Genomic DNA, 24,050 nt, shown 5'->3' with positions numbered 1-24,050 from the left:
CATGCCCCGAAGCGCTCGCCCGGACCTCACCGGCCAGGTCGTCATCGTCACCGGCGCCAACGCCGGCATCGGGCTCGAGACCGCCGTGGGCCTCGCCGCCAAGGGCGCCACGGTCGTCATGACCGCCCGCACGCGGGCCAAGGGCGAGGCCGCGCTCGCCGAGGTGCAGCGCCGGACCGGCAGCCGGGCGGTGGTGCTCGGCGACCTCGACCTGTCGGCGTTCGCCTCGATCCGCGCCTTCGCCGCCTGGTTCCTCGAGCGCTTCGACCGGCTCGACGTGCTGGTGGCCAACGCCGGCCTGGTCCTCGACACCCGGCGGGAGACGGCCGAGGGCTTCGAGGAGATGTTCGGCGTGAACCACCTCGGCCACTTCCTGCTCACCAGCCTCCTGCAGGAGCGGCTGGTGGCCAGCGCGCCGTCTCGCGTGGCGGTCCTGACGTCGGTCGCCCACCGGTTCGCCGTCGGCGGCCTGAGCAGGGCCGACCTCCAGAGCACCCGCGCCTTCAACGGCATCGCCGCCTACGCGCAGTCGAAGCTGGCCAACGCCCTGTTCGCCGCCGAGCTGGCCCGACGGCTGGCGGGGACCGGCGTCACGGTGAACGCAGTGCACCCCGGCGCCATCCGCAGCCGGTTCGGGCGCGACGGCGACCTCGGGGTGAACGCCTGGTTCCTCACGGTCTTCGGACCGATCGTGATGCGCTCGCCGAAGGCCGGTGCCCGGACCCCGCTGAAGCTGGCTTCGTCCACCGCCACCTCGGTGGCCGGGAGCACCGGCGGCTACTGGTCGCACGGCCGGCGCTGGCCGGCGTCGCGCCGGGCCCGCGACCCCGAGGAGGCCCGCTGGCTGTGGGCCGAGAGCGAGCGGCTCGTCGCCGCAGCCTCGGCGGCGCCCGGACCGGAGGAGCGGCGATGAGCGCCCGCAAGCCGCCGGCGCGGCCGCGCGGCCGGGTGGCACCCGTCGCGCCCACCAAGGGGGCCCTGCGGGTGGTCGCCGGCGAGGCCCGAGGCCGCCGCCTCGACGTGCCGCCCGGGACCAGCACCCGGCCCACGCCCGATCGGGTCCGCCAGGCCGTGTTCAACGCCCTCGAGAGCCTGGGCGCGGTCGACGGCGCCCACGCCATCGACGCCTTCGCCGGCAGCGGGGCGCTGGGCATCGAGGCGCTCTCCCGGGGCGCCGACCACGTCGTGTTCGCCGAGACCGACGCCGCGGCCCGCTCGGTCGTGGCGGCCAACCTGGCCGCCACCGGCTTCGCCGGCCGCGCCCTGGTGTCCGGCGGCGACGGCCGCCGAGCCGCCGGGGGCGGGCCGTGGGACCTCGTGCTGCTCGACCCGCCCTACGCCTACGACGAGTGGGATGCGCTGCTGGCCGAGCTGCTCCCGGCGCTCGACGACGACGCCGTCGTCGTCATCGAATCGGACCGTGAGGTGGCCCTCCCGGCGGGCCTCCGTGGCATCAGGGTCAAGCAGTACGGCGGTACGGTGGTCACGTTCGCCACGCCCACCGGAGCTCCCTCGTGACCCGCGTCCTCTATCCCGGATCGTTCGATCCGATCCACAACGGGCACGTCGAGCTCATCGAGGTCGCCGCCCGGCTCTTCGACGAGGTCGTCGTCGCCGCGATCAGCAACCCGCAGAAGGGCGCCGGGCTCTTCGACCTCACCGAGCGGCAGGAGATGGTGGCGGCATCGGTCGCCCACCTGCCCAACGTGTCGATCACCAGCTTCTCGAGCCTGGTGGTCGACCTCGCCCGGGAGCTGGACGCCGACTTCATCGTCAAGGGCCTCCGCGCCGTGTCGGACTTCGAGTCCGAGCTGCAGCAGGGCCAGATGAACCTGGCCATCTCCGGGGTCCACACCGTCTTCCTGCCCTCGGCCACCACCCACTCGTTCGTGGCGTCGAAGCTGATCCGGGAGATCGCCCGGTTCCGGGGCGACGTCAGCTCCTTGGTCCCGGCGGCGGTGGCCGCCAAGCTGGCCGAGCGGTTCCCGGCATGACGAGCACCCACGGTCCGGCGAGCCGGCCCACCGGCGGGCCGACCCCACCACCCCACGTCCGGGCGGGACAGGAGTACCAGCGATGACCTATGACGACCAGCCCTACGACGTCGACGGGGCCATCGAGCCCGAGCTGCGGAGCCGCCAGCTGCTGCGCGGCCGCGGGCAGCCCGTCGACGCCGAGGAGCTGCTCAAGCGCGTGGCCGACCTGATCGCCAGTGCTCGCCCCATGCCGCTCTCCGCCTCGGCCATGATCAACAAGGAAGAGGTCCTCGAGCTGCTCGAGGACGCCATCAGCCGCCTCCCCGACGAGCTCCGCGAGGCCCGCTGGCTGCGCAAGGAGCGCGAGGAGTACCTCACCAAGATGCGGGCCGACGGCGACGAGATCCTCGACGCCGCACGCGCCCACGCCGAACGCATGGTCCAGCGCACCGAGGTCGTGAAGGCCGCCGAGCACCGGGCCCGCCGCATCCTCGATGGCGCCGAGGCCGAGGCCCGCCGCCTCCGCCTGGAGTGCGAGGACTTCTGCGACCAGAAGCTCGCCGGGTTCGAGATCGTGCTGGAGCGCACCCTCAAGCTGGTGGGCTCGGGCCGGGAGAAGCTCCAGGCCACCAACCTGTCCCGTGGCGTTCCCGAGGAGGTCGAGGCGGGCTCGCCCCAGGCCGCCGAGGCGGAGTACTTCGACCAGGGCCGTCCGTGAGCCGGAGCGCCCCCACGCCCCAGGGCGACGGGCCGCACCCGCCCGAGCTGCGGGTGTCGGTCACCCAGATCCGCCGCAACCTCGGCACGCGCCTCTCGGTGCGCCGCGAGCTGGAGGCCGAGGGCTTGGCCCTCGCGCTCACCGACGTCGCCGTGGTCGAGGGCGCCGACCTCGTGTTCGAGGGCGAGCTGGAGTCGATCTCCGAGGGCGTGGTGCTCACCGGCGTGATCTCGGTGCCGTGGGTCGGCGCGTGCCGGCGCTGCCTCGACGACGTGAGCGGGGTGGCCACCGTCGACGTGCGCGAGGTCTACGAGACCCGACCGGTCGACGGCGAGACGTGGCCCCTGGTCAACGACCAGATCGACATCGGCCCGCTCATCCACGACACCGCCCTGCTCGCCCTCCCGCTCGCGCCCCTGTGCCGGGACGACTGCGCCGGTCCGGCGCCGGAGGCCTTCCCGGCCACGGTCGAGGACGACGTCCCCGCCGGCGCCGAGGACGGCGACGAGCCCGAGGACGACGACGCACCGGGCCGCGACCCCCGGTGGGCGGCCTTGGACGGCCTCGACCTGTAGCTCCGACTTCGACCCCGGGGGCCGGTGCCGCTACCATCGAACCCTCGCGTCAGGCGCACCGCAGCGCCTGAAGATCTCGACCACCAGGACGACGACGATGGCTGTCCCCAAGAAGAAGACCTCCAAGAGCAAGAGCCGGAGCCGCCGAGCTTCCGCTTGGACGCTCGACGCTCCGTCGCGGAGCCTCTGCCCGCGCTGTGGCTCCGCCAAGCTGCCCCACGTCGTGTGCGGCAACTGCGGCTGGTACCACGGTCGCCAGGCCATCGACGTCGACTGATCGCCCCGATCCCTCGATGACCAACCAGGACCGCCTGCCCGTCGCCATCGATGCGATGGGGGGCGACAAGGCGCCGGCCGAGATCGTGGCCGGCGCTGTTCGCGCCCGGGACGAGCTCGACCTCGCCGTCGTGCTCGTCGGCCGCCCCGAGGAGCTGGGCGATGCCCACGGCCTCGAGGTCATCCCGGCGTCCGAGGTGATCGCCATGGACGCCGACCCGGGCAAGAGCGTCCGCACCATGAAGGACTCGTCGCTGGTCCGCGCCGCCGAGGCGGTGCGCGACGGCAAGGCGTGCGCCATGGTCTCCGCCGGCAACACCGGCGCCACCATGGCCTCGGCGCTGCTGCGGATGAAGCGCCTGCCGGGGGTGTTCCGGCCCGCCATCGCCACGCCCATCCCGTGCCCGGGCGCCGAGCTGCCCACCGTGCTGCTCGACGCCGGCGCCAACGCCGAGTGCACCCCCGAGTGGCTGGTGCAGTTCGCCCAGATGGGCACCGTCTTCGCCCGCCAGCGCTACGGCATCGCCTCGCCCCGGGTGGGGCTGCTCTCCATCGGCGAGGAGCCCACGAAGGGCACCCCCCTGGTGAAGGAGACCCACGCCCTGCTGGCTGCCGGCGAGTGGGCGGCGGTGTGCGGCGGCACGTTCATCGGCAACGTCGAGGGCCGCGACATCATGTCGCCCGACGTCGACGTCGTGGTGACCGACGGCTTCACCGGCAACGTCGTGCTGAAGACCCTCGAGGGCGGCATGCGCAGCCTGGTCAACGCCATCCTCGGTGCCTTCGGCACCTCGCCCGAGACCCAGGCCGCCGGCGAGGTGCTGTTCCCGGCCCTGCTGCCGCTCTACGGCCAGCTCGACCCGGACAACACCGGCGGCGCCATGCTGCTGGGGCTCAACGGCCCCTGCATCATCAGCCACGGCTCCTCGTCGGCCACCGCCATCGTCAACGCCGTCAAGGTGGCCGTCGAGATGGTCGACGCCGACCTCGTGGGTGCGGTGGCCGCCACCATCCGGCCCGACGCGCCGGCCTGAGCGCTCCGGAGCGCCGCTCCCGGCCTCGGCCGGGTCAGGCTCCGGTGAGGTCGGCGGCGGTCGCCCGGCGCACCAGCTCCACCACCGGCGCCTGGAGGGCGCCGATGCCCGCCAGGTCGCCTTCGACCAGGCGGGAGGTCACCAACGAGGCGATGGCCGAGACCAGCAGCTCGCACGCGAAGCGACCGCGCTCGCTGTCGACCTCGAGCACGTCGGCCACCACGTCGACGATCAGCAGCTGCAGCGCCGTGCGCCGGGCCACCGCCTCGGCGCCGGCGGCGTACACCTCCACCAGGAACATGCGGGCGAAGTCCGGGTGCTCGGCGAGCGAGCCCAGGTAGCCGGCGAAGACCCGTTCGAAGCGCTCGACGGGCGTGCCGGGCCCGTCGAGGAGGGGCTCGAGCGAGGTGAGCAGCAGCTCGGCGGCGGCGTCGAACGCGCTGGTGAAGCAATCGAGCTTCGAGGAGAACTGCTGGTAGAAGGTCTCCCGGGACACCCCCGCCTGCTCGATGATGGCGGCCACCGACGTGGCCACGTAGCCCTTGCGGGCCATCACCTCGGCGGTGGCCACCAGCATCCGGTCGCGCTGCGCGGAGCGCACCTGCTCTCGGGTGAGGTTGTGGCGCCCGCGCGGGGAGCCGACCGGGGGTGACCGTCGCCATGGCGCTCATGCTCGCACGTCGGGCCCGAAGGAGGGGAACATCGGAGAACACCGCCGTTCACCGATGGCTAGGGTCGCCGCCATGGGAACACGGGGTCGACGTCCGCGCGCCAGGGGTGGCGCACCGCTCGCCAGCGGGGTGGTGGCCGCGCTGCTCGTCGGCGCCGTGCTCGCCGGCTGCTCCAGCGACGGCAGCGACGGCGCCTCACCGGCCTCGGAAGCCACCCGCACCACCGCGGCCGCGAAGGCCACCTCCACCACCGAGGACCTGCCGGCAGCGGCGGACACCGAGCCCGAGGCGTACGACGGTCCCGTCGCCGGCTTCTACGAGGTCCCGGACCCGCTGCCGCCGGGCCGGCCGGGTGACCTCATCCGCGTGCAACCGATCTCCGACGACGCCACCACGGCGGTGGTGCGCGTGATGTACCACTCCCGCGACGCTCGGGACCGAGACCGGGCCGTGACCGGCACCATCGCCTACCCGAAGGCCGAAGCGCCCGCTGACGGCTGGCCCGTCGTGTCCTGGGCGCACGGCACGGCGGGGCTCTCGTCGTCGTGCGCGCCGAGCCGAGCCCCGGAGGCCGGCGTGGGCCCGGACTTCGGCGTCCGTGGCGTGCGGGTGGCCACCGACTACCTCGGGCTCGGTCCGGTGGGGGAGCGGCACCCCTACCTGTCCGGCCTGAGCGAGGGCCACAGCGTGATCGACGCGGTGCGGGCGGCCCGTGACCTCCCGGCGGCCCACGCCGGCACCCGCTGGGTGGCCGCCGGCCACTCCCAGGGCGGGCACGCCGCCCTGTGGACCAACGAGCTGGGCCAGGCCTACGCCCCGGAGCTCCAGCTGCTGGGCACCGCCGCGCTCGCCCCGGCCGCGGTGCTGCCCAAGACCTTCGGCCCCGACGACCAGGTGGTGCCTCGCATGGTCGGCATCATGGCCCTGTACGGCATCGCCGCCGACGACCCGGAGATCGACCCGCACGACTACGTCGGCGACGAGGTCCGCTCGCGGGAGGCCGTCATCGACGACGCGTGCTCCGACGCCGTGATCAACGCCCTCGTGGGGATCCCGGCGGCCACCTTCTACGCCCACGACCCGAAGGTCACCGAGCCGGCCAAGAGCGCGCTGGTGGCGAACGACCCCGGCCACAAGGCGGTCGACGCCCCGCTGTTGCTCGTCTACGGATCGGCCGACACCTACGTGGTGCCGAAGCGGGCCGAGTACCTGTTCGACCAGCTCTGCGACGTCGGCCAGGTCACGGAGTCCGTCGAGGTCGACGGCGCCACCCACGGCTCCGTGATCGGGCTGTCCGCGGCCCGCATCGGGACGTGGTTCCAGGCCCGTTTCGCCGGGGACGAGCCCACCGACTCCTGCCCGCCCGGCTGAGGCGGGCGCTCGCGCGGGCCGGCTCAGTCGGCCAGCGCCGGCTCGTCGGCGGGCGACGGGGGCAGGACGTCGTCGCGGTCGTCCCACGCCAGCAGCCCGGGCGGGACCGGCAGGCCCCGCGATCGCCGGGCGCGCACGTGGCGGCGGAGCCGGGCGGTGAGGGTCTCGACGTCGTCGGCGGGCACGCGGTCGGTGTCGTCGGAGCCGAACAGCGACGGCAGCGGGCCCGCGTGGGCGCGCAGGCCCATGCGGGCGCGGGTGAGCTCGGTGCTGTGGTGGCGGGCATCCTCGTCGAGGCCCAGCAGCACGTCGGCGGCGCGGAGCCAGCCGTAGTCGAGCGAGATGGCGATGAGGGCGGGGTCGATGGTCATCGAGTCGTGCACGTCGATCTCGGGGACGATCAGCCGCACCGTCGGCCCCCACCCGCCCGGCGGGTTGAGCTCCTTGCGCAGGGTCTCGTTGGTGGCGATCTCGGCGCTCACCCGGCGCAGGATGTCGAGGATGCTGCGGTCGGCGAAGGAACCGGCACGGTCGATGGTGGCGGAGCTGGCCGAGACCGCGATCGCCCGGTCGACGTGGAGGCGCTCCACCAGGACCTCCAGCGGGAGGATCTCCCGGGCCCCGCCGTCGACGTAGTGCTCGTCGCCGAGCTGCACCGGCGGGAAGGCGATGGGGATGGAGGCCGAGGCGAGGATGCCGTCGGCGAGGCGGACCGGCGGCAGGTCCAGCGGCTGGTCGTGGCGATCGTGCAGCGCTCCGGTCTCGGTCACGTAGCGCAGCTCGCCGGACTCCAGCGACACGGTGCCGACCCGCAGGGCGATGCCGGAGGCGTCGACCCGGTCGAGGTCCAGGTGGCGGTCGATGAGCGCCGCCACCGGTCCCAGCGAGAGCAGCGACTGCGCCTTGAGCGCGTCCTTGACGGCGTCGAAGGTGCCGTCGGTCTCCTCCGGCCGTCGCACGAAGCTGCCCACGACGCGGGCGGCGATGCGCACGGCGTTGGCGGCGCTGCTGGTGGAGCTGATCTGGCCTTTGATGGCCGCGGCCCACTGCGCCGAGGCCAGGATGCGCTCGAGCCAGGGCTCGGGCTCCCACATGTCGGGGTTGATGCGCATCGACCGCCAGAGGCCCTCGAGCTCGTCGATGGCGCGGACGCCGTCGGGGCCGTCGCCGTGGGCCAGCTTGGCGGCGTTGAGGGCGCCGGCGGAGTTGCCCGCCACGGCCACCGGCGCGACGTCGACGTGGTCGTACAGGAAGCGGAGGGCGCCGGCCTCGAAGCTGCCCAGGGCGCCGCCGCCGCTGATGGCCAGCCCGAGCCGCTGGCCGTCGAGGTCGGCCCGCAGGGCCGCGAGGCCGGCGTGGGCCTCGGCGCTCCAGGTGGCCTCCACCTCGTCCGGCGACGGGGGGTCGTCGAGCCGATCCAGGCCCGGCCCCGAGAGCAGCGCCACCGCGTCGGCGATGGCCGCCTCCTCGCGAGAGCGAGATCACCGCCTCGTTCCCGGCCTCGTGGCGCACCTCGTGACCTGGGGTTCGCTTGGCGGCATCACCCGTCGGGGGCTGCGGTTCGCTCATCTCTGCTCCGGGCGTCGGTGCGGGTCGGGCCTCCATGGTGGCACCGCCGCCGCCCGGATCCGCACCCGTTCCCTCGCGCACGACCGTTCACGAGCGCACAAAGTTCGGACGCGGGTACAGTGTCCCGCGCCCAAACCGCCGACCAGGAGAACACCGTGCCCGCCGAGACGCATGTGGAGCAGGGACCGATGAGCCGCCAAGACGTCTTCGAGCTGGTCCGTGACCGCCTCGCCGACATCCTGGAGACCGATCCGTCCGGGATCAACGAAGGGGACTCCTTCAGCGACGACCTCGGCGCGGACTCGCTCGCCCTGATCGAGCTGGTCGAGGAGCTCGAGGAGGAGCTGGGCGAGCGCTCGGTCGGCTTCCGCATCGAGAACGAGGACCTCGAGGACCTGAAGACCGTGCGGGACGCCGTCGACTACGTGTTCGCCAAGCTGGACGGCAAGTAGCGGGTGGTCGACGGGCGGGGCGCGGCGGCCGCTGACCTGGGAGCCGACGGCAGCGCCGTCGTCCCGGGGACCGTCGCGCCCGCGCCCTCGCCCCACCACCCGATCCCGCCGAAGGCCCTGGCGGCGTTCTGCACCCGGCTCAACCACGACTTCGTTGACCTCGACCTGCTCGGCCAGTCGCTCACCCACCGGTCCTGGTGCGCCGAGCACGCCGGGTTCGACTCCAACGAGCGGCTCGAGTTCCTGGGCGACGCCGTGCTGGGCGTGATCGTCACCGACGACATCTACCGCCGCAACCCCGAGGCGGGCGAGGGCCAGCTGTCGCGCATCCGCGCCTCGGTGGTCTGCGCCCCCGCCCTGGCGGAGATGGCCGTCGAGCTCGGCCTCGGGGAGGTCCTCCTGCTCGGCAAGGGCGAGGCCGCCTCGGGCGGCCGCGAGCGCCCGTCGATCCTGGCCGACGCCATGGAGGCGGTGATCGGCGCCGTCTACCTCGACGGCGGCCAGCCCGCCGCCCGTCGCCTCGTCGAGCGGCTCGTGTCGCCCCGCCTGGTCGACGCCGGGTCGCCGGACCACAAGAGCCGCCTCCACGAGCTGGTGGCCCAGGAGCACGGGCGCCAGATCCGCTACGAGCTCACCGACGACGGGCCCGAGCACGACAAGACCTTCCGAGCGGTGGTGTTCCTCGACGAGGAGCCGTTCGGCACCGGCTCCGGCCGGTCCAAGAAGCAAGCCGAGCAAGCCGCAGCGCAAGAGGCGTGGCAGCAGCTCGGACCACGACGCGGGGACGACCCCGTACGAGAGGAATCCGATGGCTGAGGTGCCCGAGATCGAGACCCTACGACGCGACCTGGACCGCGAGGTGGGGGGCAAGCGCATCAAGACCGTCGAGGTGCCCGGGTCCGGGGTCATCCCGCGCCACACCAACAAGAAGCAGTTCTCCGGCCTGCTCGAGGGCACCAAGATCAACTCGATCGTCCGGCGCGACCTGCTGCTGGTGGCCAAGCTCGACTCGGGCGATGCCCTGGTCATGGACATCCACGGCGGCGGCCAGCTGCGCCGCCACGCCGCCAAGGACGCCGTCGACAAGGCCACCAAGGTGGTGGTCACCTTCACCCAGGGCGGCCAGCTCCGCGCCGTCGACGAGTCCGGCAACCTCGAGCTGTTCGTGGTGCCCTTCGACCAGCTGGCCGAGGCGGTGCCGGCCCTCGCCACCCTGGGCGTCGACGTGCTCGACGAGCCGGTCTCCTGGACCGTCTTCGGCGAGCGCATCCTGCGCCACCGCGGCACCAAGCTCCGCGCCCTGCTGCTCGACCGCACGGTCGTCGCCGGGGTCGGGCCGGTCTACGCCGACGAGATCCTCCACGCGTCGGGCCTCCGTCCCGACCGCGACGTGAGCTCGCTCTCCACCCAGGAGATCCGCCGCTTCTTCCGGGCCCTGGTCGAGACCCTGCACGAGGCGGCCAAGCACCGGGGGGTCACCACCTCCGACGGCCAGTACGCCGACCTCACCGGCAAGCCCGGTGGCTGGACCGAGCAGCTGCAGGTCTTCGAGCGTGACGGCCAGGCGTGCCTGCGCTGCCGCGGCGTGGTCTCGAAGGTCCGCCAGGCCAACAAGACGGTCTACCTGTGCGAGGCCTGCCAGGTCTGAGCGGCACAGCGGTCGGCCCCGTGCCGGCCGATTCCCGTCACGCGACCGCAACATCACGCTCCGAGTCGCGAAACGCGATAATGTGACTCACCGTGGCTATCGGCAGGCAGGGAACCAACGATCCGGGCGAGGATCCGGCCGGCGCGTCCGAGCCGATCACGCTCACCGACCCCGACGGGGCGGTCACCCGGGTGGCCCCCTGGTCCACCTGGACCCGGGAGCAGGTCCGGGCCCCCGGCGGCGAGCCCGCCCTGGTCACCCGCATCGAAGCCGGGCAGCTGTGGTTCGCCGCAGGCCGCAAGCGCAGCCCCTGGCGCCACGAGGTCAAGGTGGGCCCCGCCACGGTCTCGACCCCTCGTGGCCGCTTCCACGTGACGGCCGAGCCCGACGGCGGGGCCACCGTGGCGTGCCTGGCCGGGCGCACCCGCGTGGTGGCCGGCCTGCGCGAGCCCGTCCTCCTCGGGCCCGACCAGACCGCCGCCGTCTCCAGCGACGGCGCCACGCTCGTGGTGATGGACCGGGTCACCGGTGCCACCGCCCCCGACCACGCCGCCGCCGACGAGCCCATCGCCCTGCCCGAGGCGTGGCCGGCCGGGTGGACCGAGCAGGAGGCCACCCTGGCCGCCGAGGGCGAGCGCGCTCGCGCCGCCCTCGAAGCCGAGGTCGCCGCCTCGACCGACGGGGCAGCCGCCGAGCCGGCCGCCGGGACCTCGTCCCGCTCCGGTCGCCGCGCCGCCGATCGCCGTGAGGCCGCCCTGGCCGGGGTCGGCGCCGGCGCCGCCGGGGTCGCCGGCCTGGCCGCCGCCGTGGCCGAGCAGGACGGCACGGGCGGCGAAGCGCCCCCGACCCCTGCCGACGCCGGCACCGCGGGCGGCGAAGGTGACGACCAGGGCGGCGCGGACGACCCGCCCCGACGCCGTCGCTGGACGTGGATCCCCGAGATCGTGGCCATCGCCGCCCTGCTGGGCGTGCTGGTGGCGGCGGTGGTCGTCTTCGGGAACGGGTCCGACCGCACCGACGTGGCCGATGCGCCCGATCGCACCGCCACCACGTTGGCGGCGAGCACCAGCGCCCCCAGCACGACGTCCGCCCCGTCCACCACCGAAGCGCCCACCACCACCGAGGAGCCGACCACCACGGCCAAGCCCACCACGACGCTGCCCCCCGCCATCGTGGCGCCCGGGACGGCGAGCGGTGCCCTGGCCGGCTGCAAGCGGGCCGAGGGCGGGGTGCGGGCCACCGTGACCGTCGCCCACCGCTCCGGCGGCGCCGGGCGGTTCGTGGTCAAGGTCGGGCTGGTCGACGGCGCCGGCACGGTCTTCGCCCAGGGCCAGGCCCAGACGGCGGTGCTGGAGCCCGGAGCGAGCACGCCGATCGACGTGCTGGTGCCGGTGGCCGGGTCGGTGTCGGGCGCCTGTGAGCTGCTCGAGGTCGTCCCGGCCTGATCGCCGGTGGTCGGTTCGGCGGCTCGCTCGCCGTCGGCCTCAGCAATCGGCGTCGTTGATGCGGCTGTCGGGCATCTGCGTCTTGCAGTACCGGGCGCCGGCGAAGTTGGCTCCGCCGGTCCGGGCCCCGCTGAGGTTGGCCCGGCGCAGGTTGGCGCTCGTGAGGTCGGCGCCGACGAGCTTGGCGCCCCGGAGGTCGGCCCCGCTCAGGTTCGCCCCGCTCAGGTTGGCGCCGGTGAGGTTGGTGCCGGCCAGGTGCGCCTCGGCGAGGTAGGCGCCGGCGAGGTTGGCCTCGGTCAGCGAGGCGTCCCGCAGGTCGATGCTGTAGAGGTTGGCGCCGCCCAGCAGGGCGTGGTCGAGCATGGCGCCGGCGCAGTTCGCGTGGGGCTCCAGCCGGTGGCCGCGGATCGTCTTGCCCTCTGCCACGTGCACCTCCGTCGTCGACCGTCCGGCGGCCCGGCGGGGTGGGGGAGCGGGCGCTCGTCGGTCCGACCGTAGCCGCCGGGGTGGTGCCCGGTCGCCACCAACTAGCGTGACCCGTCGGTCGTTTCGCAGGAGAAGCCGTGTTCCTGAAGTCGCTTTCCATCAAGGGGTTCAAGTCGTTCGCCGACGCCACGACCCTGGTGATGGAGCCCGGCGTGACCGTGGTGGTTGGGCCCAACGGCAGCGGCAAGTCCAACGTCGTCGACGCCATCGGGTGGGTGCTCGGCGCCCAGGCGCCGAGCGCCGTGCGGTCCCAGAAGATGGACGACGTCATCTTCGCCGGCACCCAGAAGCGCCCGGCGCTCGGCCGGGCCGAGGTGTCGCTCACCATCGACAACAGCTCCGGCATGCTGCCGATCGAGTTCAACGAGGTGACGATCACCCGGATCCTGTTCCGCACGGGTGACAGCGAGTACTCGATCAACGGCGTGCCCTGCCGCCTCCTCGACATCCAGGAGCTCCTCTCGGACTCCGGCGTCGGCCGCCAGCAGCACGTCATCATCAGCCAGGGCCAGATCGATGCGGTGCTCAACGCCCGCCCGGAGGACCGCCGCCTCATCATCGAGGAGGCGGCAGGGGTCCTCAAGTTCCGGCGGCGCAAGGAGAAGGCCGAGCGCCGGCTCACCGCCACCGAGGGCAACCTGACCCGCCTGCAGGACCTGCTGCGCGAGGTCCGGCGCCAGCTGCGGCCCCTGGAGAAGCAGGCCGATGCGGCCCGTCGCCACGGCGCCGTCGTCGAGGAGCTCACCGCCCTGCGGGTGCACCTGGCCGGCCAGGAGCTGGTGCGGTTGCGCTCGCGGCTCGAGGCCGGCCAGCGCACCAAGGCCACGCTCGGCACCGAGGAGCGCGAGATCCGGACCCGGCTGCGCCAGCTCGACGCCGAGGTGCTCGCCACCGAGGCCCGCCTGTCGGCCATGGGCGGCGACGACCTGGGCGACGCCCTGGTGCGCTTCGAGTCGCTGCGCGAGAAGGCTCGTGGCCTGGCTGCGGTGCTGGCCGAGCGCAGCCGTGGCATCGAGCGCGACCGCGGCGCGCCGGTCGACGCCGACGTCACCGCCAACCTCGAGGCCGATGCCGCCAAGCTCATCGAGGAGCTGCGCGAGGTGGAGGCCAAGGGGGCCGAGCTGGCCCCGGCCGCTGACGAGCTGGCCATCGCAGAGTCCGACCTCGCTGCCGCTCGTGAGGCGTTCCAGCGCGAGTGGTCCGAGGGGGCGCCCACCGTCACCGGCGCCGCCGCCGAGGTGCGCGGCGAGCTGGCTGCGGTGCGGCTGAGCGTCGACCGCAGCCAGAGCGAGGCCACCCGCGGCCGCAGCCGCCTCGACGCCCTCGAGGCCAAGCTGGCCGGGCTGTCCTCCGAGGCCGAGCGGCTCCAGGCCGACCTGCAGGGCAGCGAGGGGGCCGAGGGCCCGTTGGGCGAGCAGCTCGTGGCCGCCGAGGTCGCTCGCCGTGCCGCCGAGGCCGCGGTCGAGGAGGCCGAAGAGGTCGGCCGCCAGGCCGAGGCCGAGCGCCACTCCTGGAGCGCCCGGGCCGACGCCCTCGCCCTCGCCCTCGACCAGGCCCGGGCGCGCGCCGGGGCCGAGCGGTTGGCGTCCATCGACGGCGTGGTCGGCACGCTGCTCGACGTCGTCGAGGTCGACCCCGGCTGGGAGCCGGCCTTCGAGGCCGCTGCCGGCGAGGCCATCGCTGCCGTCGTGGTCGACTCCGTCGACAGCGGCCGCCGCGCCCTGGCCGAGCTGCGCGCCGGTGACGCCGCCGGTGCCGTGCTGGCGCTGGGCGCCGGTCGCAACCGCCTCCCGCTCGGCTCCGACGGCGAGGCGGTGCGGGACCACGTGCGCGGCATCCGCCCCGGGGTCGACGCGCTGCTCGACGTGCTGGTCGGCAGCTGCGTGGCCGTGGCCGACTGGACCGCCGCGGTCGACGTCGCCCTCGCCAACCCCGACGCCGTGGTGGTCACCCGCACCGGCGACCGCTTCGGGCCCACCGGCTGGCGGGTGGGTGCCACCGGCTCCGGGGCCACCGGCGCCGCCCTCGAGGAGGCTCGCACCCGGGCCGACGCCGCCACCGAGGCCGCAGCCTCGGGCCGCGACGCCATCGCCGCCGCCCGCACCGCCCTGCGCGAGGCCCGGCAGGCCGAGACCGACCTCAGCAAGCAGCTCGACCGCAACGCCTCCCGCCGCAAGGCGGCGGCCGACGCCCTCTCCCGCCTCGAGCGAGATCGCGGCGACGGCGGCACCGAGGTCGAGGGCCTGCGCACCCACGTGGCCGAGCTGGAGGAGCGGGCCCGGCGTGACGTCGCCCGGGTCGAGGAGCTGGCGGCTCGCCTGCCCGCCCTGGAGGCCGAGGAGGCCGCCGTCGCCGAGCAGGGACGGGCCATGGCCGAGGCCCGCAGCCGCATCGACGAGCGGGCCCGAGCCGTCTCGAAGCAGCGCAGCGAGCTCGACGTGCGCGCTGCAGGCCTGGACGAGCGCCGCCAGTTCCTGGAGCGCCGCTCCGCCGAGATCGACCAGCGCCTGTCGCGCCATGCCGTCGAGCGCCGCGAGGCTGCCACCCGCCGGGTGGAGCTCGACCGCCGGGCCGCGGCCACCGCCGCCCTGTCCGGCTACGTCGCCGACCGCCTGGCCATCGTCGAGTCCGAGCTGGGCGAGCTCCGCGAGCGACGCCGCCAGCAGACCGACGCCACCCGCCAGGTGACCACCCACCTCGAGGCCCTCCGCAAGGACCGGGCCGAGGCCGAGCGGGCCCTCACGGCCGTGCGCGAGCGCTCCCAGCGAGCCGAGATCGAGGAGGCCGAGGTCAAGCTGCGCCTCGAGAACGCCGTCGAGGCGCTCCGCCGCGACCTCGACCTCGAGCCCGAGCGGGCCATGGCCGCCCCCGCCCCCGAGCTGCCCGAGGGCGTCACCGGCGCCGGCCGGGTGCGAGAGCTCGAGCGGGACCTGCGGATCATGGGACCGATCAACCCGCTGGCCCTTGAGGAGTTCCAGGCGCTGCAGGAGCGCCACACCTTCCTGCAGGACCAGCTGGAGGACGTGAAGTCGTCTCGCCGGGACCTGTCGAAGGTGATCCGGGCGATCGACGCCGAGATCGTCAGCGTGTTCGCCGCCGCCTTCGCCGAGGTCGCCCAGAACTACGTGCAGCTCTTCGAGACCCTGTTCCCGGGCGGCAAGGGCAAGCTCAAGCTCACCGACCCGGAGAACCTGCTCGACACCGGCATCGAGGTGGAGGCCCGCCCGTCGGGCAAGAACGTGCGGAAGCTGTCGCTGCTCTCCGGCGGCGAGCGCTCCCTGGTGGCCCTGGCCTACCTGTTCGCCGTGTTCCGGGCCCGCCCCAGCCCCTTCTACGTGATGGACGAGGTCGAGGCCGCCCTCGACGACGTCAACCTCTCGCGCTTCCTGGGCTTGGTCCAGGAGTTCCGCGACGACGCCCAGCTGATCATCGTCAGCCACCAGAAGCGCACCATGGAGGCCGCCGACTGCCTCTACGGCGTGACCATGCAGCCCGGCGGCTCGTCCCGGGTCGTGTCCGAGAAGGTCAACGACTAGCCGTTCGCTCGTCGGGCGTCCTCGGGCATGGAGTACAACCTCTACCGGATCGACTCCGGCACGCTGCTGGCCATCGCCGTCGCGCTGGCGGCCAGCGCGGTGCTCGCCGTCGTGCTGGACCGGCGGACGTCGATGGCGCCGTGGCGGTGCGCGTGGATCGCCGCCTCCATCGCCGGCGCCGCGGCGGTGGTGCTCATCACGCTGGCGCCCAGCGGCCGGGGCGGGACCTACGCCTGCAGCTTCACGGTGGAGGGGTCGGTGTTCGACTGGCTGAAGGGCAACCAGTCGACGGCGAACGTGGCGATGCTCGTCCCCGTGTCGGTGGCCCTGCCGTTGGCGACGCGCGGGACGCGGTGGCACCGGTGGTCGTTCGTGGCCCTGGTCGCCTTCCCCGTCCTGATCGAGGCGGCCCAGGCGAACCTCCCGGTCGGCCGGGCGTGCGACGTCACCGACGTGGTCGACAACTGGTGGGGCGTCGCCTTCGGCTGCCTCCTCGGCTGGACCGGCACCGCGCTCGCCGCCCTCGTCGCTCGACGCCGGGCCCCCGCCGCCTGACGGGCGGTCCGCCAGCGAGTCCGAGCGCTCGGTCCTCGGGTGGAGAGGCCTCCGACCATGCGGTGCCGGTCGAGGAGCCGACCGGCCACCACGCGTGATGGTGCATGATCGATCGATGGATGCCGAGGAGCTCGAGCAGCGGCTGGACGACATCTTCGATCACGCGCTCCTCTTCTCCGGCTACCTGGACCACATGCGCGACTACGAGGTCGTGGTGCACCGGTCGGCGAGCGCTCTCGCCGGCCTCCCCTCCGACACGCTTCGCTACCTGTTCAAGTTCTGCGTCCAAGCGCACGTCAGCTCAGCGCTGCCGGGCGAGGTCTGGCGTCGGTCGCTGGACGAGCGCCTCGTCGACCTCGATGGCGTGGGCGACGCTTGGGACGGAAGCGGCTACCTCTGGGGCGTGAAGTGGGCGTGCCTCTATCCCGGCGCCACGGTCGTCCAGGACTCACCGATCGCAGATCGATGGACCGATGCGGTCGGCATCGAGTTCCACGAGGTCAGGATCGAGACCAACGTCCAGAACCTCTCGATCGTGTTCTCCGAGTTGGAGGTGAGCGAGGTGGATGCGGAGTACCGCCCGCACGGTGCCGGTCCCGCAGGCTCGAACCCAGGCACCTCGGAACCCTGAGCGCGGAGCGGCCAACTGGGTCTGCTACTCAGCCGACGGGGCCTGCGGGAGGCACAACCGACGCAAGGAGCACGGCTACACCGTCCACCGCGACCAACACGGCCAGCTCCACACCCACCGCCCCGACGGCACCGAGATCGCCCGATCCCGGCGCCCCCGGGCGCGGCCGCAGGCTCAGGTCTCAGTGCGTGGGGTGGGCGATGACCTTGCGGGTGGCGATGCGCCAGCCGTGGTCGGTCGGGACCACGACGTCGGCGTAGGTGACGGTGCCGGTGGCGCCGTCGGCCATGACGGCGATGCCCTTGGAGCGGACCCGGACGACACCGTCGGCGTCCTCGGTGACGATCACGTTGGTCACGTGGTGGCCGGCCGGCGGCTCGCCGGAGCCGCCCCCCCAGAGGGCGCGGATGGCATCGAGGCCCTCGACCACGCCGAGGCCGAAGTCGGACACGTCGTAGGTCGCATCGGCGGTGAGCAGCAGGTGCAGCTCGTCGAAGCGGTGCTCGTCGGCGAGGTAGCCGTGCAGGGAGACCAGCTCACCGATGGCGAGCCGGTCGGCGGTCGAGAGGGTCACCGGGCCGAGGGTACCGGCAGCCTCAGAGCAGCGAGGCGAGGCGGGCGTCGATCCAGGGCAGCGCAGCGTTGGCGCTCCACGCCGAGTAGCCCAGGTTCTCCAGGCCGACGTGGAGCTGGCAGGCCAGCATCCGATCGGCGAGGCGGGGGACCACCCCGTCGGCGGTGAGGTGGGCGGTGGCGGCCGCCACCACGTCGGCGGCGGCCAGGTCCTCGTACCAGGCGCTCCAGAAGGCGAGGGTGGCCAGGTCGTAGAGGTGGTCGCCGACGAGGGCGCAGCCCCAGTCGAAGACGGCGTCGATGCGGTGGGTGGCGGGGTCCACCAGCACGTTGCGGTTCAGCAGGTCGGCGTGCACGAGGTGGGCGTCCTCTTCGGGCGGACAGGCATCGGCCAGGCCGTCGAGGCGGGCGAGGGCCGCATCGAACGTGGCGGTGCCCACCGCCGAGGACGCCAGCCGGTCTCGCCAGCCCGGGGTCCGGTGGTCGGGCCCGTCGTCGCCGACGGCCCCCAGGTAGGCGGGCCACGACGGGTGGCTGGCGACGCCGTCGCCCACCCAGCGGCCACGACCGTCGCTGTCGCCGACGTCGGTGGCGCGCAGGGCGTCGAGCGCCTCGAGCAGGTGGGGGAGCACCGCCTCCCAGCCGGCGCGGTCGAGCGACTCGAGGGCCACGCCGCGGGCCCGGGTCGAGATCGCGACGTGCAGGCCGTCGATCTCGCCGTGGCCCAGCACGGCGGGCACGGGCAGCCCGGGCGCCGCCACCGCCGCGGCCCGTCGGTCCTTCTCGAAGTCGTCGCCACGCCGGCCGAAGCGCACCACCAGGTCCCGCCCGTCGAGGGCGAATCCGAACGCCTGCGACCACTCGCCCGCGCCGACCAGCTCCAGCGGGCCGACGTCGGTCCGGCCGAGGTGTTCGATCAGGAGGCGGCCGGCCTCGTCCTCGTCGATCTCCGGCGCCTCCGACACGAGCCGAACGCTAGAGCGGGGCGAGCTCGAGGGGTCGGAGGTCAGGGGAGGCGGCTGAACCAGAGCTGGGAGAGGACCGCGGCGGCGAAGAGGATGACCATCGAGATGCCCACGAAGGTGGCGGTGATGTCGCGCTCCTCGGTGGTGTAGCCGACCGAGGAGCCGATGTCCTTGTAGACGTCGCGCAGCTGGCCCTCGGTGGCGGCGGTGAACGCCTTGCCGCCGGTGTCGTTGGCGATCTTGGCCAGCGCCTCGGGGTTCACGGCCACCGAGACGGGGCCGGGCTGGCCGTCGATCTCGATGGTGCCCTCGGCGGTGCCGAAGGCGATGGTCGAGACCGGGACCTTGGCCTTCTTGGCGGCGGCCGAGGCCTGCGAGTCGGGCCGTCCGACGGTGGTGGACCCGTCGCTCATCAGCACGATGCGAGCTGGGACCTTGGCGGTGCCCTCGGCTTCGGGGGCGGTCTTGATGGCTTCCAGCGAGGCGTAGATGGCCTCGCCTATGGCGGTCCGCTCGCCGAGGCGGAGCTGGTCGATGGCGGCGCGCAGCTCCTCGCGGTCCTGGGTGGGGGGCACCTTGATGGAGGCGACGCCGTTGAAGGTCACCAGGCCGACGTTGAGCCGCTTGGGCAGGAGGTCCACGAACGACTTGGCCGCCGCCTGGGCGGCCACGAGCCGGGACGGGTCGACGTCGGTGGCGTCCATGGACAGCGACGTGTCGATGGCGACGATGATCGTGGCCCGCTCGCGGGGCACCCGCTCGTCCCGTGCCGGCTCGGCGAAGGCACCGACCATGCCGGCGAGGGCCACGAGCAGGAGCGCCGCGGGCAGGTGGCGGCGCCAGCCGGGCCGCTTGGGGGCGATGGAGTCGAGCAGCGCCAGGTTGGTGAAGCGGACGGCGTAGGAGCGGCCGCGGAGCTGGCGGACGACGTAGACCACGGCCAGGGCGGCGACGGCCAGCAGCAACCAGAGGCGGCCCGGCGTGCGGAAGGTGAAGGCGAGCAGCAGCGGGGTCATCGGGCGCTCCAGCCGGATCGGCGGGCGTGGACCCGGGCGCGGCGGTCGGCCACGAAGCGGACCACGTCGAGCAGCCAGTCCCGGTCGGTGCGGAGCACGAGGTGGTCGACGCCGGCGGTGCGGATGGCCTCGGCGATGGTGCGGCGCTGCTCGGTGGCGGCGGCCTCGTACTTGGCGCGGAACCGCTTGGACCCGGTGGGCACCTCACGGGTGCGGCCGCTCCCGGGGTCGACCACGTTGAGGATCCCGACGTCGGGCAGGGAGAGCTCGCGGGGGTCGATGATCTCGATGGCGATGGTCTCGTGGCGGGTGGCGATGCGCCGCAGGGAGCGGGACCAGGTGTCGGGCGGGGCGAGGAAGTCGCTCACCACCACGGCGAGGCCGCGTCGGCGGGCGGTGGCGGCGAGCCGCTCCATGGCCAGGCCGAGGTCGACCTGGCCGCCGTCGTAGCGGGGGCTGGCCACCAGGCGGTGCAGCGTGGCCATGAGGTGGGTGCGGCCGCCGCGGGCGGGAACCACCTGCAGGTCTCCCTCGGGGCGAGCGAGCACGGCGCCGAACCGGTTGCCGGTCCGGGCGGTCAGGAAGCCGATGGCTGCTGCGGCCGACACCGCGAGGTCGCGCTTCTCGCAGTAGGCCGTGCCGAAGTCCATCGACGGGCCGAGGTCGACCAGCGCCCACGTCTCGAGCTCGCGATCGGCGATGGTGTCGCGCACGTGCGGGGCCTGGAACCGGGCGGTGACGTTCCAGTCGATGCGGCGCACGTCGTCGCCGGCGTTGTAGCCACGCGTCTCGCCCAGCTCGGAGCCGTGGCCGGGGACCAGGCCCTGGTACTCGCCGTGCAGGAGCCCGTCGAGCTTGTGGGCCACCGCGATGTCGAGGCGGCGCAGGACCTCGTCGGGTCCGGTGTGGGTGCTGCGGGGCGGGACGTTGGTGGGGGCGGCCATGGATCAGCGGCCGGAGCCGGCCTGCGGGTCCTCGGTGCCGGTGGAGCCCGACGGGATGCCGTCGGTGCCCCAACCGATGGGGCCGGAAGGCTCCGGGTTGGACCCCCACGACGGGCCCGCGGGCGCGCCGCCCGACGGCGGGCCCCAGGCGGCGCCCGAGGGCGTCGGGGCGCCGGCTGCCGACACCGGCGGGGTGGGCAGCGGGGCGGGAGCAGCGGGGCGCACGGCCGCGAGCGGTGCCGGTCCCGAGGTGGGGTCCTGCGAGGGGGCCACCCGGGGCGCCGGAACGGTGGAGAGCAGGCGCCCGAGGACGTCGTCGACCGAGAGGTCTCGGGCGAGCGCCTCGTAGGACAGGACCAGCCGGTGGCGGAGCACGTCGGGTGCCACGTCGAACACGTCCTGGGGCAGGACGTAGCTGCGACCGCGCAGCAGGGCCATGGCCCGCCCGGCGGCCACCAGGCCAAGGCTGGCGCGGGGGCTGGCGCCGTAGGAGATCAGCTCGCGCAGCTCGCCGAGCCCGTAGCGGTCGGGCTCGCGGGTGGCCAGCACGAGGCTGACCGCGTAGTCGACGACCTCACGGGCCACGAAGACCTGGTCGGCGGCCTGCTGAAGCTCGGCGAGGGCGCCGATGGAGAGCGCCTCGCGGGGCTGCGGCGGGGCCACGCCCATGCGCTGGACGATCTCGACCTCTTCGGTCGGCGTGGGGTAGTCGACCACGATCTTCATGAGGAAGCGGTCCCGCTGCGCCTCGGGAAGGGGGTACACGCCCTCCTGCTCGATGGGGTTCTGCGTGGCCAGCACCAGGAACGGCTCGGGCACGGGGTAGCTGGTGCCCCCGATGGACACCTGGTGCTCGGCCATCACCTCGAGCAGGGCCGACTGCACCTTGGCGGGGGCGCGGTTGATCTCGTCGGCCAGCACGAAGTTGGCGAACACCGGGCCCAGCTCGACGTCGAAGGTCTCGGTGCTGGCGCGGTAGATGCGGGTGCCCATGACGTCGGCGGGCAGGAGGTCGGGGGTGAACTGGATGCGGGTGAAGGACCCGCCCACCACCACGGCGATGGTCTCGGCGGCCAGGGTCTTGGCCAGGCCGGGCACGCCCTCGAGCAGGGCGTGGCCCTTGGCGAGCAGGCAGATCAGGAGCCGCTCGACCACGCGGTCCTGGCCGACGATGACCTTCTTGACCTCGAAGAGCGTCTGCTCGAGACGGTCGGCGGCCCCGGCGATGGCGTCGGAGCGCGTCGGCTGTTCGGTCATGGAGGTGCTCCTCGGGTTCGGTGCCGCGGTCGACAGAAGCAGCGGGCGGCGAAGGACAGCGTAAAGGTCGCCCGCGCCATCTCCGTGGCGCCTACCCGGCATCGGCCCTGGCCGGCCGGTTTCGGTGCCGTTTCGGCGGCGGCCGGTACGGTCTCGCCGGTACGACTGGCGTCAGCCGCCTCCGCCGCGCTCGGCGGTCGGCGGGAAGGGACCGAGATGCGCATCCTGGTGGTCGAGGACGAGGTGGAGCTGGCCGATGCCATCGCCGTCGGCCTGCGCCGCGAGGGCTACGCCGTCGACGTCGCCAACGACGGCCGGGGCGCACTCGACCGCCTCGGCGTGTCGTCCTACGACCTCGTCACGCTCGACCTGAACCTGCCCGACGTCGACGGGCTGGAGCTCGCCGCCCGCATCCGCAACGACCCGCTGCTGGCGCCCATCGACGGCGAGCCGGCGCCCCGCATCCTGATGGTCACCGCCCGCGACGGCGTGGGGGAGCGCGTCGTCGGCCTCGACGAGGGCGCCGACGACTACCTCATCAAGCCGTTCGCCTTCACCGAGCTCTCGGCCCGGGTGCGCAGCCTCATGCGCCGCGACGCCGGCCGATCCGGCGCGGTGCTCTCGGTGGGCGAGCTGCTGCTCGACACGGCCCGCTTCGAGGCCACCCGGCGCGGCCGCCTCCTCGACCTCACGGCCAAGGAGTTCGCCCTGCTGCGGTACTTCATGGCCCACAGCGGCGAGGTGCTGAGCCAGGAGCGCCTGCTCGAGCACGTCTGGGACGAGAACGCCGACCCCCTCACCAACACCGTGCGGGTCACCGTGGGCACCCTGCGCCGCAAGCTCACCCGCGACGACGACGTCGAGGCGCCCATCGAGACCGTCATCGGCGCGGGCTACCGGCTCCGCCCCGACGTGCTCGTGCCGCCCGCCGCTCCGGCCCGTGGCTGACGCGCCGGACCCGCTCGGGTCGGGTGCTCCGGACGGCTCCCACGTGCCCAACCCGGCCGGGCCGGAGGGTCGCGAGCCGCCGGCTCCGCCTCCGTCGCCCGGCGCTCGCACCGCGCCCGAAGGCGGGCCTGACGGCGACTGGCGCCAGGACGACCTGCCGCTGTCGAGGCCGTCGCGCCGGCTGGTGCAGCTCGCCGACGCCCTGCCCGACTGGGTCGGCTCGGTGCGCTTCCGGCTCACCGCCCTCTACTCGCTGGTGCTCTTCGCCCTCGCGGCCTTCATGGTCGCCGGCCTCTACGCCGTGCTGGCCTCACGGCTCAACGACGAGAAGGTGTACCGCACCTACCAGGTCACCCAGCTCGAGCCGGTGCCGGGCGGCGTCGTGCTCACGCCCACCCAGGTCCGCGCCGAGTACCGCAGCGTGGAGCAGCTCGCCAACGCTCGGGCCCTGAACCTGCTCCGGACCTACTCGCTCTCGGCCCTGGTGCTGCTGTTCCTGGCCAGCCTGATCGTCGGGTGGTTGGTGGCGGGCCGCGTCCTGGCGCCGATCGGCCGGATCACCGCGGTGGCGCGGGACATCTCGGTCACCGACCTGTCGCGGCGCATCGCGCTGCGCGGCCCGCCGGACGAGCTCAAGGAGCTGGCCGACACCTTCGACGCCATGCTGGCGCGCCTCGACGATGCCTTCGACAGCCAGCAGCGCTTCATCCAGGAGACCTCCCACGAGCTGCGCAACCCGCTGGCGGTGATCCGCACCAACCTCGACGTCGCCCTGTCGGACCCCGACGCGGACACGGCAGAGCTCCGTCGCACCGCCGAGCTCGTGGGTCGGTCGGCGGCGCGGATGTCGCGGCTGGTCGACGACCTCCTCGTGTACGCCCGCCGTGGCGCTCCCGCCCACGACATCGGCTCGCTCGACCTGGCCACCGTCGTCCGCGAGGCCGAGGTCGAGTTCGGGGCGCCGGCCCACGCCCGGGGCCTCTCCCTCCAGGTCGACGCCGAGCCCGGGCTGCTCGTGGTGGGCGACCGGGTGGCCCTGCGGCGCGCCCTGGCCAACCTCCTCACCAACGCCGTGCGGCTCGCGCCGGAGGGCAGCGCCGTCTCCGTCGGCGCCGGGCGCGACGGCGACCGGCTCTGGATGGCGGTGGCCGACGAGGGCCCCGGCATCGCCCCGGAGGACCGGGACAAGGTCTTCCAGCGCTTCTGGCGGGGCAACGCCGCCAGCGCGCGAGGACGGGCGCAGCGGCCTCGGGCTGGCCATCGTCGACCAGATCGCCACCGACAGCGGCGGCTCGGTGCAGCTCACCGAGTCCCCGGCGGGCGGCTCCGTCTTCACGATCTGGCTCCCGGCGGCTCCCTGAGGCTCGGCCCAGGCGATTCCCAGGAACCGCCCAGGTGCCGTTT

General features: G+C 74.0%; 25 protein-coding genes and 1 pseudogene. 18 read left to right on the top strand and 8 right to left on the bottom strand.

What is annotated here, in order from left to right:
* The first annotated feature begins 1 nt into the window (after position 1).
* From KSP35_RS07615 to plsX, 7 genes are all read left to right on the top strand, one after another.
* Positions 2–913 carry an SDR family oxidoreductase gene (locus KSP35_RS07615; protein WP_217000552.1) on the top strand — a complete coding sequence of 304 codons (912 nt, stop codon included), beginning with the start codon at positions 2–4 and terminating at the stop codon, positions 911–913.
* Positions 910–1,518 (top strand): 16S rRNA (guanine(966)-N(2))-methyltransferase RsmD, encoded by a 609-nt coding sequence (gene rsmD, locus KSP35_RS07610; RefSeq protein ID WP_217000550.1) that lies wholly within the window; start codon positions 910–912, stop codon positions 1,516–1,518. The genes KSP35_RS07615 and rsmD overlap by 4 nt, the downstream gene beginning before the upstream one ends.
* The gene (gene coaD / locus KSP35_RS07605) at positions 1,515–1,994 is read left to right on the top strand and encodes a pantetheine-phosphate adenylyltransferase (RefSeq protein ID WP_217000548.1); all 480 of its coding nucleotides are present in this window, start codon (positions 1,515–1,517) and stop codon (positions 1,992–1,994) included. Before rsmD ends, coaD begins: the two co-directional genes overlap by 4 nt.
* A gap of 82 nt (positions 1,995–2,076) precedes the next feature.
* Entirely contained in the window at positions 2,077–2,694 is a 618-nt protein-coding gene (locus KSP35_RS07600) for a hypothetical protein (protein WP_217000546.1), read from the top strand.
* Positions 2,691–3,269 (top strand): DUF177 domain-containing protein, encoded by a 579-nt coding sequence (locus KSP35_RS07595; RefSeq protein ID WP_217000544.1) that lies wholly within the window; start codon positions 2,691–2,693, stop codon positions 3,267–3,269. Before KSP35_RS07600 ends, KSP35_RS07595 begins: the two co-directional genes overlap by 4 nt.
* Before the next feature lie 97 nt (positions 3,270–3,366).
* Positions 3,367–3,546 carry a 50S ribosomal protein L32 gene (gene rpmF / locus KSP35_RS07590; protein WP_217000542.1) on the top strand — a complete coding sequence of 60 codons (180 nt, stop codon included), beginning with the start codon at positions 3,367–3,369 and terminating at the stop codon, positions 3,544–3,546.
* Between the two features lie 16 nt (positions 3,547–3,562).
* On the top strand, positions 3,563–4,579 hold the full coding sequence (gene plsX, locus KSP35_RS07585) for a phosphate acyltransferase PlsX (protein WP_217000540.1): 1,017 nt from the start codon (positions 3,563–3,565) through the stop codon (positions 4,577–4,579).
* Positions 4,580–4,613: 34 nt separating this feature from the next.
* On the opposite strand, the gene KSP35_RS07580 is transcribed toward plsX, so the two are convergent.
* The gene (locus tag KSP35_RS07580; protein ID WP_217000537.1) at positions 4,614–5,180 is read right to left on the bottom strand and encodes a TetR/AcrR family transcriptional regulator; all 567 of its coding nucleotides are present in this window, start codon (positions 5,178–5,180) and stop codon (positions 4,614–4,616) included.
* Positions 5,181–5,322: 142 nt separating this feature from the next.
* Here KSP35_RS07580 and KSP35_RS07575 point away from each other — a divergent pair, with 142 nt between their 5' ends.
* The gene (locus KSP35_RS07575; protein ID WP_217000535.1) at positions 5,323–6,621 is read left to right on the top strand and encodes a lipase family protein; all 1,299 of its coding nucleotides are present in this window, start codon (positions 5,323–5,325) and stop codon (positions 6,619–6,621) included.
* A 23-nt stretch (positions 6,622–6,644) separates the two neighbouring features.
* Here the strand turns inward: KSP35_RS07575 and KSP35_RS07570 are convergent, their stop codons facing one another.
* On the bottom strand, positions 6,645–8,066 hold the full coding sequence (locus tag KSP35_RS07570; protein WP_217000533.1) for a patatin-like phospholipase family protein: 1,422 nt from the start codon (positions 8,064–8,066) through the stop codon (positions 6,645–6,647).
* A gap of 312 nt (positions 8,067–8,378) precedes the next feature.
* Here KSP35_RS07570 and KSP35_RS07565 point away from each other — a divergent pair, with 312 nt between their 5' ends.
* The 4 genes from KSP35_RS07565 (at position 8,379) to KSP35_RS07550 (ending at position 11,735) form a co-directional block, all read left to right on the top strand.
* Positions 8,379–8,642, top strand: coding sequence for an acyl carrier protein (locus KSP35_RS07565; RefSeq protein ID WP_254127034.1), 264 nt, complete (start codon positions 8,379–8,381; stop codon positions 8,640–8,642).
* A 3-nt stretch (positions 8,643–8,645) separates the two neighbouring features.
* Complete coding sequence (gene rnc / locus KSP35_RS07560) at positions 8,646–9,458, top strand: ribonuclease III (RefSeq protein ID WP_217000529.1); 813 nt, start codon at positions 8,646–8,648, stop codon at positions 9,456–9,458.
* On the top strand, positions 9,451–10,290 hold the full coding sequence (locus tag KSP35_RS07555) for an Fpg/Nei family DNA glycosylase (protein WP_217000527.1): 840 nt from the start codon (positions 9,451–9,453) through the stop codon (positions 10,288–10,290). Before rnc ends, KSP35_RS07555 begins: the two co-directional genes overlap by 8 nt.
* A gap of 92 nt (positions 10,291–10,382) precedes the next feature.
* On the top strand, positions 10,383–11,735 hold the full coding sequence (locus KSP35_RS07550) for a hypothetical protein (RefSeq protein ID WP_217000525.1): 1,353 nt from the start codon (positions 10,383–10,385) through the stop codon (positions 11,733–11,735).
* Between the two features lie 39 nt (positions 11,736–11,774).
* Here KSP35_RS07550 and KSP35_RS07545 read toward each other — a convergent pair whose 3' ends face one another.
* Positions 11,775–12,161, bottom strand: coding sequence for a pentapeptide repeat-containing protein (locus KSP35_RS07545; protein ID WP_217000523.1), 387 nt, complete (start codon positions 12,159–12,161; stop codon positions 11,775–11,777).
* Between the two features lie 137 nt (positions 12,162–12,298).
* On the opposite strand from KSP35_RS07545, the gene smc reads away from it, so the two are divergent.
* The 3 genes from smc to KSP35_RS07530 all read left to right on the top strand — a co-directional run bounded on the left by smc (position 12,299) and on the right by KSP35_RS07530 (position 16,943).
* Positions 12,299–15,757 (top strand): chromosome segregation protein SMC, encoded by a 3,459-nt coding sequence (gene smc / locus KSP35_RS07540; RefSeq protein ID WP_217000520.1) that lies wholly within the window; start codon positions 12,299–12,301, stop codon positions 15,755–15,757.
* A gap of 27 nt (positions 15,758–15,784) precedes the next feature.
* Positions 15,785–16,312 (top strand): VanZ family protein, encoded by a 528-nt coding sequence (locus KSP35_RS07535; protein WP_217000518.1) that lies wholly within the window; start codon positions 15,785–15,787, stop codon positions 16,310–16,312.
* 115 nt (positions 16,313–16,427) lie between these two features.
* Positions 16,428–16,943: a hypothetical protein gene (locus KSP35_RS07530; protein ID WP_217000516.1), complete on the top strand. Its 516-nt coding sequence runs from the start codon at positions 16,428–16,430 to the stop codon at positions 16,941–16,943.
* A 181-nt stretch (positions 16,944–17,124) separates the two neighbouring features.
* Here KSP35_RS07530 and KSP35_RS07525 read toward each other — a convergent pair whose 3' ends face one another.
* Genes KSP35_RS07525 through KSP35_RS07505 form a run of 5 tightly spaced genes read right to left on the bottom strand, consistent with a single transcriptional unit; the run spans position 17,125 to position 21,698 of the window.
* Positions 17,125–17,517, bottom strand: a complete 393-nt coding sequence (locus tag KSP35_RS07525; RefSeq protein WP_217000514.1) for a nuclear transport factor 2 family protein — start codon at positions 17,515–17,517, stop codon at positions 17,125–17,127.
* A gap of 22 nt (positions 17,518–17,539) precedes the next feature.
* Positions 17,540–18,481, bottom strand: a complete 942-nt coding sequence (locus KSP35_RS07520; RefSeq protein WP_217000512.1) for a phosphotransferase family protein — start codon at positions 18,479–18,481, stop codon at positions 17,540–17,542.
* A gap of 41 nt (positions 18,482–18,522) precedes the next feature.
* Positions 18,523–19,497, bottom strand: coding sequence for a VWA domain-containing protein (locus tag KSP35_RS07515; RefSeq protein ID WP_217000510.1), 975 nt, complete (start codon positions 19,495–19,497; stop codon positions 18,523–18,525).
* Entirely contained in the window at positions 19,494–20,441 is a 948-nt protein-coding gene (locus KSP35_RS07510) for a DUF58 domain-containing protein (protein WP_217000508.1), read from the bottom strand. Before KSP35_RS07510 ends, KSP35_RS07515 begins: the two co-directional genes overlap by 4 nt.
* Positions 20,442–20,444: 3 nt before the next feature.
* Positions 20,445–21,698, bottom strand: a complete 1,254-nt coding sequence (locus KSP35_RS07505; protein ID WP_254127033.1) for a MoxR family ATPase — start codon at positions 21,696–21,698, stop codon at positions 20,445–20,447.
* 216 nt (positions 21,699–21,914) lie between these two features.
* On the opposite strand from KSP35_RS07505, the gene KSP35_RS07500 reads away from it, so the two are divergent.
* From KSP35_RS07500 to KSP35_RS25675, 3 genes and pseudogenes are all read left to right on the top strand, one after another.
* Complete coding sequence (locus KSP35_RS07500; protein WP_217000504.1) at positions 21,915–22,646, top strand: response regulator transcription factor; 732 nt, start codon at positions 21,915–21,917, stop codon at positions 22,644–22,646.
* A 280-nt stretch (positions 22,647–22,926) separates the two neighbouring features.
* Positions 22,927–23,808, top strand: a pseudogene (locus tag KSP35_RS25680) (histidine kinase dimerization/phospho-acceptor domain-containing protein); the annotation flags it as partial.
* A gap of 91 nt (positions 23,809–23,899) precedes the next feature.
* A complete protein-coding gene (locus KSP35_RS25675) occupies positions 23,900–24,007 on the top strand; it encodes a hypothetical protein (protein WP_371748962.1) in 108 nt (35 codons plus the stop codon).
* Positions 24,008–24,050 lie beyond the last annotated feature (43 nt).

The organism is Aquihabitans sp. G128, from assembly GCF_019048865.1.
GTDB lineage: Bacteria > Actinomycetota > Acidimicrobiia > Acidimicrobiales > Iamiaceae > Aquihabitans.
This window is presented reverse-complemented; position numbering and strand designations above follow the sequence as displayed.